General features: G+C 65.3%; 14 protein-coding genes. 11 read left to right on the top strand and 3 right to left on the bottom strand.

Features of this window, described 5'->3' with window-relative positions:
- Positions 1–68: 68 nt before the first annotated feature.
- On the bottom strand, positions 69–431 hold the full coding sequence (locus AC07VI_RS01835; protein WP_492995500.1) for a hypothetical protein: 363 nt from the start codon (positions 429–431) through the stop codon (positions 69–71).
- A gap of 258 nt (positions 432–689) precedes the next feature.
- On the opposite strand from AC07VI_RS01835, the gene AC07VI_RS01830 reads away from it, so the two are divergent.
- The 11 genes from AC07VI_RS01830 (at position 690) to AC07VI_RS01780 (ending at position 12,215) form a co-directional block, all read left to right on the top strand.
- Positions 690–1,400 (top strand): pseudouridine synthase, encoded by a 711-nt coding sequence (locus AC07VI_RS01830; RefSeq protein ID WP_086148258.1) that lies wholly within the window; start codon positions 690–692, stop codon positions 1,398–1,400.
- Between the two features lie 86 nt (positions 1,401–1,486).
- Positions 1,487–2,485, top strand: a complete 999-nt coding sequence (locus AC07VI_RS01825; RefSeq protein ID WP_086148259.1) for a fumarylacetoacetate hydrolase family protein — start codon at positions 1,487–1,489, stop codon at positions 2,483–2,485.
- Between the two features lie 263 nt (positions 2,486–2,748).
- Positions 2,749–3,942, top strand: coding sequence for a flagellar biosynthesis protein FlhB (flhB, locus tag AC07VI_RS01820; RefSeq protein WP_086148260.1), 1,194 nt, complete (start codon positions 2,749–2,751; stop codon positions 3,940–3,942).
- Entirely contained in the window at positions 3,939–6,035 is a 2,097-nt protein-coding gene (gene flhA / locus AC07VI_RS01815; RefSeq protein ID WP_086148261.1) for a flagellar biosynthesis protein FlhA, read from the top strand. Before flhB ends, flhA begins: the two co-directional genes overlap by 4 nt.
- 346 nt (positions 6,036–6,381) lie before the next feature.
- Positions 6,382–7,710, top strand: coding sequence for a flagellar biosynthesis GTPase FlhF (flhF, locus tag AC07VI_RS01810; protein ID WP_076568142.1), 1,329 nt, complete (start codon positions 6,382–6,384; stop codon positions 7,708–7,710).
- Complete coding sequence (locus tag AC07VI_RS01805) at positions 7,703–8,566, top strand: MinD/ParA family ATP-binding protein (RefSeq protein ID WP_086148203.1); 864 nt, start codon at positions 7,703–7,705, stop codon at positions 8,564–8,566. Before flhF ends, AC07VI_RS01805 begins: the two co-directional genes overlap by 8 nt.
- 45 nt (positions 8,567–8,611) lie before the next feature.
- A complete protein-coding gene (locus AC07VI_RS01800; RefSeq protein WP_071322371.1) occupies positions 8,612–9,343 on the top strand; it encodes an RNA polymerase sigma factor FliA in 732 nt (243 codons plus the stop codon).
- Positions 9,325–10,071 (top strand): flagellar motor protein, encoded by a 747-nt coding sequence (locus tag AC07VI_RS01795; RefSeq protein ID WP_492995496.1) that lies wholly within the window; start codon positions 9,325–9,327, stop codon positions 10,069–10,071. Before AC07VI_RS01800 ends, AC07VI_RS01795 begins: the two co-directional genes overlap by 19 nt.
- A 5-nt stretch (positions 10,072–10,076) precedes the next feature.
- On the top strand, positions 10,077–10,859 hold the full coding sequence (gene motD / locus AC07VI_RS01790) for a flagellar motor protein MotD (protein WP_086148202.1): 783 nt from the start codon (positions 10,077–10,079) through the stop codon (positions 10,857–10,859).
- Positions 10,860–10,924: 65 nt separating this feature from the next.
- The gene (locus AC07VI_RS01785) at positions 10,925–11,287 is read left to right on the top strand and encodes a translation initiation factor Sui1 (RefSeq protein ID WP_086148198.1); all 363 of its coding nucleotides are present in this window, start codon (positions 10,925–10,927) and stop codon (positions 11,285–11,287) included.
- Between the two features lie 73 nt (positions 11,288–11,360).
- Positions 11,361–12,215: a hypothetical protein gene (locus AC07VI_RS01780; RefSeq protein ID WP_139842646.1), complete on the top strand. Its 855-nt coding sequence runs from the start codon at positions 11,361–11,363 to the stop codon at positions 12,213–12,215.
- A gap of 56 nt (positions 12,216–12,271) precedes the next feature.
- On the opposite strand, the gene AC07VI_RS01775 is transcribed toward AC07VI_RS01780, so the two are convergent.
- Positions 12,272–12,739, bottom strand: a complete 468-nt coding sequence (locus AC07VI_RS01775; protein ID WP_086148196.1) for a flagella synthesis protein FlgN — start codon at positions 12,737–12,739, stop codon at positions 12,272–12,274.
- An 8-nt stretch (positions 12,740–12,747) separates the two neighbouring features.
- The gene (gene flgM / locus AC07VI_RS01770) at positions 12,748–13,056 is read right to left on the bottom strand and encodes a flagellar biosynthesis anti-sigma factor FlgM (RefSeq protein WP_086148195.1); all 309 of its coding nucleotides are present in this window, start codon (positions 13,054–13,056) and stop codon (positions 12,748–12,750) included.
- Positions 13,057–13,075 lie beyond the last annotated feature (19 nt).

The following is a 13,075-nucleotide window of genomic DNA, read 5'->3' as shown; positions in this document are numbered from 1 at the left end:
CGCGGCGTGGGCTGGCTGGTGGTGGGCAGGCATGCGAAGGCGGGGCATGGGTGACCGGCTGCTGCGCCTCAGGCGGCGCAGTCGTTGCAGTGCGCAGGCGAGATCGGGGCGGTGGATGGCTTAGCCTGCGCGCCGGCTCCCTTTGCGCCGTGCGCCATGGAGGCTGCCGGCGCCGCCTGGTCCGCTTCCTCTTCCGCCAGGGCAAAGCCGCCCTGTTCCAGCCAGCACATGAAATGGCATTGCGCCTCGGCGTGCCAGCGTGCCTGGCTGGCAGGAGCGGGGCTGGCCCCGTCTGCGTCCTGTTCGGGAAGGGCGCCGCGCCAGCGCGCCAGGCCGAGCTGGACTTTATGCATGGCGCTCTGTTCGGCGGCGATGCGGCCGCGCATGTCGGCGATGCTGCCTTGTAAGGCTATGGTGTCGATGTGCTTCATACGATATCCTTGTGAGGTCGTGGCTGCTGTCATAATTCCTAACGCACGTTAGGCGGATTCCTAACGAAGTTTCAGTCTATCAATGCGATATTCCGAGCGCTTGATATATCTCAAAGGAATGGGCCATTTCTCGCCAAATCTCACCTTGTTCTTTTCGGTATTTCTGCGTGTGCCATGGTTTCCCGCCTCCCGTACGCTGGCGCAGGCGGCGCGCGCGGCCGCTTCACGCTGCCAGCCGCTTCTGGTACAGTCACGCCCATGAGTAAATTATCCCTAGACCGCATCCTGCAATCGCAGGGCTTTGGCACCCGCAAGTATTGCCGTTCCCTTATCGATGATGGCGATGTCGTCATCGATGGCGTCACCCAGACCAATTACCGCACCACCGTCGAGACCGAAGGCCTGGTGCTGCACGTCTTCGAGGAAGAGTGGGTCTACCGCGAACACCTGTACCTGGCGCTGTACAAGCCCGCCAACTTCGAATGCTCGCGCAAGCCCAGCCACCACCCTGGCGTGCTGACCCTGCTGCCGGAACAGTTCAGCTGGCGCGAAGTCCAGCCCGTCGGCCGGCTCGACCATGACACGACCGGCATGCTCTTGATGTCCGACGATGGGGCATTTATCCATGCACAATCGTCGCCGAAGCGCCACGTTCCGAAAATTTACCAGGCTACCACGCAAGAGCCGGTGACCGATGAACTGGTGGCCCAGCTCTTGGCCGGCGTGCAACTGCACGACGAGCCGGCGCCGCTGGCCGCCCTCGTGTGCGTCAAGCGCGGCGAGCATCTGCTGGAAATCGTGCTCGAACAGGGCAAGTACCACCAGGTCAAGCGCATGCTGGCCGCTGCCGGCAACCATTGCAGCGCGCTGCACCGTTCCGCCATCGGCAGCCTGACCCTGGCATCGCTGGGCATCGCCGAAGGCGAGTGGTGCTACCTCACGCCCGCACAGATCGCCCTCCTGGCATAACTCCCCCTGAGCGCCGAAGCCGGGTTTTCCCGGCTTTTTGGCGTCTTTAGCCTCCTATTGCCTGCATTTGACGAAGTTTTCCGTACATGAAATTAGCTACACTGAAGGATGGCACGCGCGATGGCCAGCTTGCGGTCGTTTCGCGCGACCTGAAAACGGCGCACCTGGCCGACGGCATCGCCTCGACCCTGCAAAAGGCGCTCGACGACTGGAGTTTCATTTCCCCGCAGCTGGACTTGCTGTACCAGACCATCAATAGCGGCCGCGGCCACCGCGCCTTCGAGTTCGACCCCGCCAACTGCATGGCGCCCTTGCCGCGCAGCAGCTTGCGCGTGGCCGGCGCGTCCTACCTGCAGCAGATCGAGCGGGCCTGCAAGGCCGCCGGCCTGGAGGCGCCCGCCAGTCTGCGCGAGGCGCCGCGCCTGTACCAGGGCGCCAGCGACGACTTCCTCGGCGCCCACGACGACATCGCCCTGGCGCACGAGCAGTGGGGCATCGACTACGAGGCGGGCATCGCCGCCATCACGGACGACGTGGCCATGGGGTCGACGCCGGACCAGGCGCACCTGAACATCAAGCTCTTGATGCTGGTCAACGACGTCACCCTGCGCAACCTGGCGCCCGACGAGCAGGCCGGCGGCTACGGCTTCCTGCAATCGAAGCCGGCCATGGCTTGCTCGCCTGTCGCCATCACGCCGGACGAGCTGGGCGACGCCTGGCGCGGCGGCAAGGTGCATTATGCCGTGCGCTGCAGCCTGAACGGCAAATTGTCGGGCCAGCCCCACGCGGGCGCCGACATGGCCTTCAATTACCCGCAATTGCTCGCCCACCTGTGCCAGACGCGCAATGCGCGCGCCGGCAGCGTGGTGAGTGCTGGCGGCATTGCCAACAAGGAAGTCAAGAAGGGATTTTCCAGCATCGTTGAACGACGTAACCAGGAGATGATCGCCGATGGCGTCGCCAGCACGCCATTCCTGCTGTTTGGCGATGTTGTCAGGCTGGAAATGCTGGGCGATGACGGTAAATCCTTGTTCGGCGCGATAGAGCAAACGGTGAAACAGGCCGAGGCGCGAAAAAATCGTTAGGGGCCCCGGGAAAATGGCCATGACTGCGTTGCAGCCCCTCGCCGTACTATTCGTACTGTCTTCGGGGCTACGCCTTGTCCTGCCCATTTTTCGGTCCCCTCCGAATTGGGCGCCTGCGGCGCCTTGTTTCATCCCGGCAAAGGAAAAGCAGGGGATTCGCCCTCCTTTTCCCTTGATGGCGCCGTGATGATTGAACCGATAATGCGTCATGCCCAGTCCGTATTGCGCCTAGCCAGGCCGCAGGACTTCACCGGAGTTGATTGATGTCGGAAGACAGCGACGCAGAAAAGACCGAAGCCGCGTCACCGAAGCGCCTCGAGCAGGCGCGTGAGGAAGGCGACGTTCCGCGATCGCGTGAAGTGGCGACGTTTACGGTGCTGATGGCGTCCGGCTGCTGCCTGTGGTTTGCCGGCGACGCCATCGTGCGGCGGCTGACGGCCGTCATGGTTTCCGGGCTGTCGCTGGACCGGGAGCAGATACTCAATCCCGACGCGATGATGTTGCGCATCGGCTACGACGTGGGCTCGGTCCTGCTCACTTGCCTGCCGTATGCGCTGGCCATCATGCTCGTCGCCCTGGCGTCGCCGGTGCTGGTCGGCGGCTGGCTGTTCAGCTCCAAGGCGTTTACCCCGAATTTTGGCAAGCTCAACCCGATTCGCGGCCTGGGCAATATGTTTTCGAAGAATGCGCTGGTGGAATTGCTCAAGGCCGTCGCCAAGACCATCGTCGTCGGCGTCGTCGCCTGGATGGTGATGCAGCACCAGAAAGACGCCGTGCTGGGCCTGTCGGTCGAATCCTTGCGCGCCGGTTCCGCTCACCTGATCAGTCTGCTGATCACGGCTTTCCTGCTGATCGTCGGCGCGCTGGGCCTGATCGCCGCCATCGACGGCCCCTACCAGATGTGGCATTACGCCAACAAGATGAAAATGTCCTTGCAGGAAGTCAAGCAGGAGGCCAAGGAGTCGGATGGCAATCCGCAGATCAAGGCGAAGATCCGCCAGATGCAGCATGAGATGTCGCGCCGCCGCATGATGGCCGACGTGCCGACGGCCGACGTGGTGGTGACCAATCCGACCCACTATGCGGTGGCGCTCAAGTATGGCGAGAATTCGCGCGGCGCGCCGCAGGTGGTGGCCAAGGGCATCGACGAGGTGGCGGCGAAGATCCGCGAGCTGGCCGGCGAGCACAAGGTCGCCATCCTGGAAGCGCCGGCCCTGGCCCGCGCGCTGTACAAGCACACGGACATCGGCGACGAGATTCCCGAGGCGCTGTACGGCGCCGTGGCCGAAGTGCTGGCCTACGTGTTCCAGCTGCGCAGCTACGGCAGCGGCCACGGCCAGCGCCCCGAGAAGCCGAAAAAACTCGACGTGCCGCCCGAGCTCGACCCGCTCGACCCCGCATCGCAGACCAAGGCCGCGGCAGACGCGGCAGACAAGAATAAAGGAAGCACACCATGAACGGCCTGACCATGCCAGCCTGGCTCAGCGGACTGAAAGGCAACGCCAGCAAGGGCATCGCCGCGCCGGTCATTATCATCATGCTGCTGGCGATGATGGTGCTGCCGCTGCCGGCCTTCATCCTCGACATTTTCTTCAGCTTTAATATTGCGCTGTCCATCATCGTGCTGCTGACGGCGCTGTACACGGTCAAGCCGCTCGATTTCATGGCCTTCCCGACCATCCTGCTCGTGTCGACCATGCTGCGCCTGTCGCTGAACGTGGCCTCCACGCGCGTGGTGCTGACGGAAGGCCACACGGGCGCCGACGCGGCCGGTAAAGTGATCGAAGCCTTCGGCCACTTCTTGATTGGCGGCAATTACACGGTCGGTATCGTCGTGTTTATCATTTTGACCATCATCAACTTTACCGTCGTGACCAAGGGTGCGGGCCGTATCGCCGAGGTGGGCGCCCGCTTCGCGCTGGACGCCATGCCTGGTAAACAGATGGCCATCGACGCCGACCTGAACGCCGGCCTGATCGGCGAAGACGAGGCGCGCCGCCGCCGCACGGAAGTGGCGCAGGAAGCGGAATTCTACGGCGCCATGGACGGCGCCAGCAAATACGTGCGCGGCGACGCCATCGCCGGCATCATGGTCACCGTCATCAACATCGTCGGCGGTTTGCTGGTGGGCTTGCTGCAGCACGACATGGGCTTTGCCGATGCGCTCAAGAACTACACCCTGCTGGCCATCGGTGACGGCCTGGTGGCGCAGATTCCTTCGCTGATCATTTCCACGGCGGCCGGTATCGTCGTCTCGCGCGTGGCCAGCGAACAGGACATCGGCACCCAGCTGGTCGGCCAGTTGTTTGCGAAACCGCAAGTACTGTACATTACCGCCGGCATCATCGGCGGCATGGGCCTGATTCCCGGCATGCCGAACATGGTCTTCATCCTGCTGGCGTCCCTGCTGGCCGGCTCGGCTTACCTGATCAGCAAGTCGCGGGCGCAGGCGAAGGAGGCGGCCGAGACGCCGGCCGAAGCGCCGCCGGCCACGGTGGCGCCCGAGCAAGAAGAAGCCAGCTGGCAAGACATCATGCCCGTCGATACCCTGGGCCTGGAAGTGGGCTACCGCCTGATCCCCCTGGTCGACAAGACGCAGGGCGGCGAATTGCTCAAGCGCATCAAAGGCATCCGCAAGAAATTCGCCCAGGAAGTGGGCTTCCTGGCGCCGCCCGTGCATATCCGCGACAACCTGGAACTGAAGCCCTCGGCCTACCGCATCACCCTCAAGGGCGTGGAAGTGGGCGTGGGCGAGGCCTACAACGGCCAGTTCCTGGCGATCAACCCCGGCATGGCCAGCGGCACCTTGCCCGGCCTGGCCACCACCGACCCCGCGTTCGGCCTGCCCGCCACGTGGATCGAGGCCAGCCTGCGCGACCAGGCGCAATCGATGGGCTACACGGTGGTCGATGCGGGCACCGTGGTGGCCACGCACCTGAACCACCTGATCACCTCGCACGCCTCGGAGCTGCTGGGCCGCGCCGAAGTGCAGTCGCTGCTCGATCACCTGGGCAAGGAGTCGCCGCGCCTGGTGGAAGACCTGGTGCCGAAGATGCTGTCGCTGTCGACCCTGCAGAAGGTGCTGCAGAACCTGCTGGCCGAAGGCGTGCACATCCGCGACATGCGCACCATCATCGAAACGCTGGCCGAGCATACGGTCAATACGCAGGACCCGAACGACCTGACGGCGCTGGTGCGCGTGGGCCTGGGCCGCGCCATCGTGCAGCAGCTGTTCCCCGGCGCGGCCGAGCTGTCCGTGATGACCCTGGACAGCCGCCTGGAGCGCCTGCTGATGCAAGCGATGGGCAATGGCGGCGACGGCGCCGGCATCGAGCCGGGTCTGGCCGACACCATTGCCCACCAGGCGGGCCTGGCCGCGCAGCAGCAGGAAGCGCTGGGCCTGACGCCCGTGCTGCTGGTGCCGGCGCCGCTGCGCGCCTTGCTGTCGCGCTTCCTGCGCCGCGCCTTGCCGCAGCTCAAAGTGCTGTCGCACGCGGAAGTGCCGGAAACCAAGACGATTCGCGTCACGGCGCTGGTGGGCGCGCAATAGTTGCCATAGTTAATGCCGGGGTCGGACCCGCAACACCGCCAGCACGAAGGTCATCGCCAGGGTGCGAGGGGGACTCGGCGTCCCCGTCAGACCCCAGCCCTCGCTGATCACCGACGACGGTCCCCGCCACCTTTTTGCTTATTTTTTCATCAATTTCCTTTCGGCAAACTGAATAACGGGTACTTTCCCGTCCTGTTCCTTCGATCATTTCCAACAAGCATCGCTAATAATGGAAACTGTCCGGGTGATCTGTGTCCATGTGGAAGACAGCACTCAAGCAACAGGAGTCGATGATGGTCACACAGTTCAGCCAATACAGCGCCCACCCAGCCCTGGGAGGCCGGCCATGAATGTGAAGAAATTTACGGGCGCCTCGTCGCGCGATGCGCTGCGCAAGGTGCGCGAAGCATTGGGTCCCGACGCCGTGATCCTGTCGAACCGCCAGGGCGATGGCGTGGTGGAAATCCTCGCGCTGGCCAATGACGACGCCGCCTCGCTGGCGTCGCCGCCGGCCGCCTCGGAAATGGCCCAGCCGCGGCCCCAGTTGCAGACCCAGTTCGCCACGCCGCAGCGCCCGGCCGCCCCGGCCCAGCGCCCGGCCGCGCCCCGTCCTGCCGCGCCGCGCCAGGCCGCCGGCGAGCCAGTGGACATGGCCCGCATGCAGCAGATGATGGCCAGCGCGCTGGCCCACGTCAAGGAAAACGCGGCCGCCGAGATGAGCGGCATGATGAATGAAATCCGCGCCATGCGCGGCATGATGGAAACCCAGCTGGCGGAAATCTCCTGGGGCTCGACGCAGCAGCGCGAGCCGCAAAAGGCCGTCGTGCTGCGCGAAATGCTGGCCGCCGGCTTTTCGGCCAGCCTGGCGCGCTACCTGATCGACAAGCTGCCGGCCGGCCTGGACGGCGCACAAAGCATGCGCTGGATCAAGACCGTTCTCAGCCGCAACCTGAATTCCGTCGCCAATGAAGACGCCATGCTGGAGCAGGGCGGCGTGTTCGCGCTGGTGGGCCCGACCGGCGTCGGCAAGACCACCAGCACGGCCAAGCTGGCGGCCCGCTGCGTGATGCGCCACGGTCCGGAAAAGCTGGCCCTGATCACCACGGACGCCTACCGTATCGGCGCGCATGAACAGCTGCGCATTTACGGCAAGATCCTCGGCGTGATGGTGCACTCGGTGAAGGACGAAGCGGACTTGCGCATCGCCCTGAAGGAACTCAAGAACAAGCACACGGTGCTGATCGATACGGTGGGCGTGAGCCAGCGCGACCAGATGGTGACGGAGCAGGTGGCCATGCTGTCGGGCGCGGGCGCGGACGTGAAACGTTTGCTGTGCCTCAATTCCACGGCGACGCAGGAAACCCTGAACGAAGTGGTGCGCGCCTACCAGGGCAGCGGCCTGGCCGGCTGCATCATGACCAAGCTCGATGAAGCGGCGTCGATCGGCAATGTGCTCGACGTGGTGATCCGCCAGAAACTCAATCTGTTCTACGTGTCGAACGGCCAGCGCGTGCCGGAAGACCTGCACCTGGCCGACCGCGGCTACCTGATCGACCGCGCCTTCAAGCTCAAGCGCGATACGGCGGCGACGCAGTTTTCCGACGCCGAACTGCCGCTGCTGATGGCGCAGGCGGCCGCCCGCAACAATGAAGCGCGCGGGGTGCGCCTTGGCTAACTTTGATTTCGATCAGGCCGAAGGCCTGCGCCGCATGCTGGCCGGACCGCAGCCGCGCGTGATGACTTTTCTCTCGGCCACGCCGCAGGACGACAAGGGCGCCATGCTGGTCAACCTGGGCGCCTCGCTGGCCTATGGCGGCAATGAAGTGCTGCTGGTCGACGCCAGCGGCAGCGGCGACGGCGTCGCCTCGCGCCTGGGCCTGGCGCATGGCGCCAGCCTGCTCGACGTGGCGCGCCAGCAGTGCGGCCTGAACCAGGTGATCCACCAGGTGCCGCAGGGCTTCGGCGTGGCGCACATGGGGGCGCGCAACCATCTGATGGACAGCGCCGACTATGCGGGCGAGGACGAGACGCGCCGCCTGGGCAAGACCTTCGAGGTGATGGCGCGTCAGAGCGGCATCGTGCTGGTCGACGGCGTCGTGGCCGAGCAGGGCGACTGCTTCCCCGTGCCGCTGATGGCCTCGTCCGATATCGTGGTGCAGGTGTCCAACAGCGCCACCTCGATCAAGGCGGCGTACTGCCTGATCAAGCGCCTGAACCAGGAACTGGGCCGGCGTCCCTTCGGCATTCTTGTTACCGGCGCTTCCGAATCCGAGGCAAAAGTGGTATACGATAATATGGCGCAGGCGGCAAGCCGCTACCTGGCCGTGAAACTGACGTCGATGGGTTCGGTGCCGGCCGATGAATACCTGCACCGCGCCGCGCGCCTGGGCCGCAGCGTGGTCGATGCGTTTCCGCTGGCCGGCGCGTCGGTGGCGTTCCGCGGACTGGCCGAGCGGCTGGTGCGTTCGGCGGCGCCCGTATTGGGAAGCACCTTGTACCAGACGGGGAGCGCACACCATTTCAGCGCCTGAATCCAACCGTAGCACCAGATAAGACGATAAAACAATAAGCAGCCTATGTACACGGTCAAAGGGAAATCGAACAAGGACTATTTGCTGACGGAGCACATTCCGCTGGTAAAGCGTCTGGCGCACCATATGAAGGCGAAGTTGCCGCCTTCGGTCGAGGTCGATGACCTGATCCAGGCCGGCATGATCGGCCTGCTCGACGCCATCAGCCGCTACGAGGAAACCCATGGCGCGCAGTTCGAGACGTATGCCGTGCTGCGCATCCGCGGCGCCATGCTCGACGAATTGCGCACCAGCGACTGGCTGCCGCGCAGCATGCGCCAGAACATGCGCAAGATCGAAGAGGCGATGAGCATCCTGCAGCAGCGCCTCGGCCACCCGCCGACGGAGTCGGAAGTGGCGAAACTGCTGAAAATGTCGCTGGCCGACTACCAGGAAATGCTGGGCGACGGCGGCGGCCACCAGCTGGTGTACTACGAAGATTTTCATGACCCGGACGGCAATGACAGCTTCCTCGACCGCCACTGCGTGGACGAGGACAGCGACCCCTTGCGTTCCCTGCTCGATACCGATTTCCGGCAGTCCGTGATCGACGCCATCGACGCGCTGCCGCCACGCGAGAAAATACTCATGGGCCTGTACTACGAAGAAGAGCTGAACCTGAAGGAGATCGGCGCGGTGATGGGGGTATCCGAATCGCGCGTCTCGCAGCTGCATACCCAGGCCGTCGCGCGCCTGCGCGCAACCTTGAGGGAGCAGGCGTGGACTGGTCCAGCGTAATCGGGCTGGCGCTGGCGCTGGCGGGCCTGCTGGTCGGCCAGGCACTGGAAGGCGGCAAGATGGCCTCCCTGCTGCAGCCGGCCGCCTTCGCCATCGTCATCATCGGCACCTTCGGCGCCGTGCTGCTGCAGACACGGCTGCGCACTTTCGTGCGCGGCCTGGAAATGCTGCGCTGGGTATTTTTGCCGCCCGCCGACACGCGCGCCGCGCTGGCGCGCGACATCGGGCAATGGAGCCTGACGGCGCGCCGCGACGGCCCGCTGGCGCTCGAGCGCCTGATGGAGAACACGGCCGACCGCTTCAACGCCAAGGGCTTGCGCATGATCGTCGACGGCATCGCGCCGGACAAGCTGCGCCAGCTGCTCGACGTGGAAATCTCCGCCTACGAGATGGCCGAGCGCCAGGCCGTCAAGGTGTGGGAATCGGCGGCCGGCTATTCGCCCACCATCGGCATCCTGGGCGCCGTGCTCGGTTTGATACACGTCATGGAAAACCTCACCGACCCCAGCAAACTGGGCAGCGGCATCGCCGTGGCCTTCGTCTCGACGATTTACGGCGTCGGCCTGGCCAATCTGCTGTTCCTGCCGGTGGCCAATAAACTCAAGGCCATCGTCTCGCGCCGGGTGGTGCAGTATGAAATCTCGGCCGCCGTGCTGTACGACATCGCCACGGGCGACCACACGCGCATCATCGAAGAGCGCGTCGCCAGCCTGCTGCACGAGCACTGATCATGATGCGGCGCGCGCGCAGGAAGTATGACGAGGAACCGGACAACCAGGACCGCTGGCTGATCTCGTACGCCGACTTCATCACCCTGCTGTTCGCCTTTTTCGTCGTCATGTATGCGATTTCGCAAGTCAACGAGGGTAAATACCGCGTCTTCCAGAACGCCATCGGCCAGGCCTTCAGCCTGGAAAAGGGCGCGCCGCCCATCATCATGGAGGCGCCGCAAGCCATTGCGCTGCCGAACCCCGCCCTCAAGCGGCGCACGGAAGCCATCCGCCGCGAGCGCGAACACATGACGCGCCTGGCGCAGGACCTCACATCCACGCTGGCGCCGCTGGTCAAGGAGGGCAAGGTGCGCGTGACGCAGACGAGCCGCGGCGTGAGCGTGGAAATCAATGCCAGCGTGCTGTTCGACCCGGGCGCGGCCGGCCTGACGCCGGAATCGGACCAGGCCCTGCGCGCCGTCGCCGTGCTGCTCAAGGACGACACGCACGACGTGCAGGTGGAAGGGCATACGGACGTCCAGCCGATCAGCAATTCGAATTTCGCCTCGAACTGGGAGTTGTCGGCCGCGCGCGCCAGCGCCGTGGTGCGCCTGTTCATCGCCAGCGGCGTACAGGCCACGCGCCTGACGGCCGTCGGCCACGCCGACAACATCCCCGTGGCGCCCAACGCCACGCCGGAAGGGCGCGCGCGCAACCGCCGGGTCGCCGTGACGATCCTGTCCGGCATTCCCGAGACGGTGACGGAAGTGCCGACGCCGCCGCCGGCCGCCGCGCCGGCCAACTGACGCCCGTCAGCTGCGGGCCGCCGCTTGGTACAATCGCGGCCTTTCCATTCTCTTCTTTCTCCATCATGAAAAGCAGTTCCCAGGGCGGCTTAGTGTATTCCACCGAAACGGGCCGCATGTGCCCCGCCTGCCGCCAGCCGCTGGCGCAGTGCGCGTGCAAGGCGCAGGCCAAGGCGGCGCCCGCGGGCGACGGCGTGGTGCGCGTGTCGCGCCAGACCAAGGGCCGCGGCGGCAAGAGCGTCACCGTGGTCAAGGGCCTGGCGCTGGACGCCATCGCCCTGGCCCTGCTGGGCAAGCAGCTGCGCACGCAGTGCGGCTCGGGCGGCACCGTCAAGGATGGCGTGATCGAGGTGCAGGGCGACCATGTGGACGCCATCGTGGCCGCGCTGGCCAGGCTGGGCCACCCGGCGAAAAAGGCCGGCGGCTGAGCGTGCGAAGGCGTGCGGGCCGCCGCCGCGCGCCTGTGGTAACGTGCGCTTCCCAACCACGCGCATCCTCACCATGAACGTCAAATTGACCAGCATCGCCATCGCCGCTGCCATCGCGGCAGTGCTGGCGCTCGCGTACTGGCCCGCGCCTGAAGGCGGCGCGCCGGAATCTGCCACCGCGGCCGCCGGCGCGCCGGCGGGACGCAGCCTGGAATCGTACCTGCATATCGACGCCAGCCCGGCCGCCGATGCCGCGCCTGTTCCCGTGACCCTGGCGCAGCAGCTTGCGCGCCTGGGCGCCAGCGGCAGGGCGGAAGACGCGTATGCGGCTTACAAGCTGCTCGATGATTGTATTTCTTTTGAGAAAGAAGGTCGGCTGCCGGGACTGGAATTCGAGCTGGGACGCGAAATGACGGCCGAAGAAAAGGCCGCCCAGCGGCAGCTGTGCGCGGGCCTGACGCAGCGCCAGCGCGAGGACCGCCTCGGCTACCTGGCCACCGCCGCGCAGGCGGGCGTGCCGGGCGCGGCCACCCTGTTCCTGTCGGAAGGCCCGTTCGGCGACCGCAGCGCGCTGCGCAACCGTCCCGACGACCCGCTGGTGCAGGCATGGAAGCGGCAGGCCATCGCCCAGCTGACGGCGCAGGCGGACGAAGCGGAACTCACCAGCGTGGCTACCCTGATGATGGCCTACCTGCGCGATGGCGAGGTGGTGCAGAAGGACGCGGCGCAAGCCTACGGCTACCTGCTGGCCCTGCGCATGGTGTACGACGACATCCTCGCGCCCGGCGTCACCAATCCGTATCAGGATGAATACTGGCACTGGCTGCAGGCTGAGCTGACGCCCGGGCAGCTGGCGGCCGCCACGGCGAAGGGGCAGGCGATCGCGGCGAAGTTCCGCCAGCATGCGGGGCGTGCCGCGCACGGCTGAGCGGCGCAGGGCGCCACTCGACGGCAGGGGATGTTGCTGTTAGGTAAAGAAGAAAATCAGCCGATGACGACGCGCCGGCTGGCCGTGTTCGTCGTCGGTTGGCCGCTGGGGCCGTAGAAATTGCCGCTCTGGGCAGTGGGGCGCATGGCGTTCAGGGCGCCCTGCGTGTGCAGCATGTGCTTGTTGACCAGCAGGCTGTTGAGCCGGTTCTGTTCCTTGGCCTCGCGCGTGGTGTCGAGCAGGGCTTTCCACAGGGGCGCCGCCTCGGCTTCATCGGCGCCGACCAGCCAGTCTTCCATGCCCGCTTCGGCGGCCGTGTAGCCCGCCGCCGCCAGCGCCTGGTGGCGTTGCGCCGCCAGCTTGTTCAATTGTCCCACCAGTGCCGTCTTGCGCGCCGTGAGCTCCGTGATCGCATCGATGTCAGCGGCAACCAGATGCCGCTGTTCTTCTTTCATCAATGCCAGCAATGTGGTCATGAGCTGTTGCTCGTCGCGCAGGCTGGAAAACGGAGTCACTGATTGCATGAGGAAACCTATCTATTTCGTGAGTGCAGCAAGTCCTTGACCGTGTCGAGGAGCCCGTCCGCCACTTTTTCAGAGTTGACCTGGAACTGGCCGTCGGCGATCGCCAGTTTGATGCGTTCGACTTTTTTCGTGTCGAACACGGCGCCGCTGCCGGCAGTTGCACTGGCCGCTAATGCCTGTCCTTGCGGCGACAGGCGTACATTGTCCGACGTCGTCGGCGTTGCTTGCGCTTTCTCGGCATTGCGGGCGCTCGAGGTATTCGCGGGCGCTACCGGCAGGCCGGGATTGCTTTTAATGGTGTTGTCGGTAATTTTCACAGCGTGATCCTCGTCTGGT

It is taken from the genome of Janthinobacterium sp. GW821-FHT03A03, assembly GCF_059421435.1.
Note: the sequence above shows the minus strand (reverse complement) of the source record. Positions and strands in the feature narration are given on the sequence as shown.

Excerpts from the sequence above, each read along its gene's own strand:
- AC07VI_RS01835 (WP_492995500.1), bottom strand. The coding sequence starts at position 431 with ATGAAGCACATCGACACCATAGCCTTACAAGGCAGCATCGCCGACATG.
- AC07VI_RS01830 (WP_086148258.1), top strand. The coding sequence starts at position 690 with ATGAGTAAATTATCCCTAGACCGCATCCTGCAATCGCAGGGCTTTGGC.
- motD (WP_086148202.1), top strand. The coding sequence starts at position 10,077 with ATGCGGCGCGCGCGCAGGAAGTATGACGAGGAACCGGACAACCAGGAC.
- flhF (WP_076568142.1), top strand. The coding sequence starts at position 6,382 with ATGAATGTGAAGAAATTTACGGGCGCCTCGTCGCGCGATGCGCTGCGC.
- flhA (WP_086148261.1), top strand. The coding sequence starts at position 3,939 with ATGAACGGCCTGACCATGCCAGCCTGGCTCAGCGGACTGAAAGGCAAC.
- AC07VI_RS01800 (WP_071322371.1), top strand. The coding sequence starts at position 8,612 with ATGTACACGGTCAAAGGGAAATCGAACAAGGACTATTTGCTGACGGAG.
- flhB (WP_086148260.1), top strand. The coding sequence starts at position 2,749 with ATGTCGGAAGACAGCGACGCAGAAAAGACCGAAGCCGCGTCACCGAAG.
- AC07VI_RS01785 (WP_086148198.1), top strand. The coding sequence starts at position 10,925 with ATGAAAAGCAGTTCCCAGGGCGGCTTAGTGTATTCCACCGAAACGGGC.
- AC07VI_RS01780 (WP_139842646.1), top strand. The coding sequence starts at position 11,361 with ATGAACGTCAAATTGACCAGCATCGCCATCGCCGCTGCCATCGCGGCA.
- AC07VI_RS01775 (WP_086148196.1), bottom strand. The coding sequence starts at position 12,739 with ATGCAATCAGTGACTCCGTTTTCCAGCCTGCGCGACGAGCAACAGCTC.
- AC07VI_RS01825 (WP_086148259.1), top strand. The coding sequence starts at position 1,487 with ATGAAATTAGCTACACTGAAGGATGGCACGCGCGATGGCCAGCTTGCG.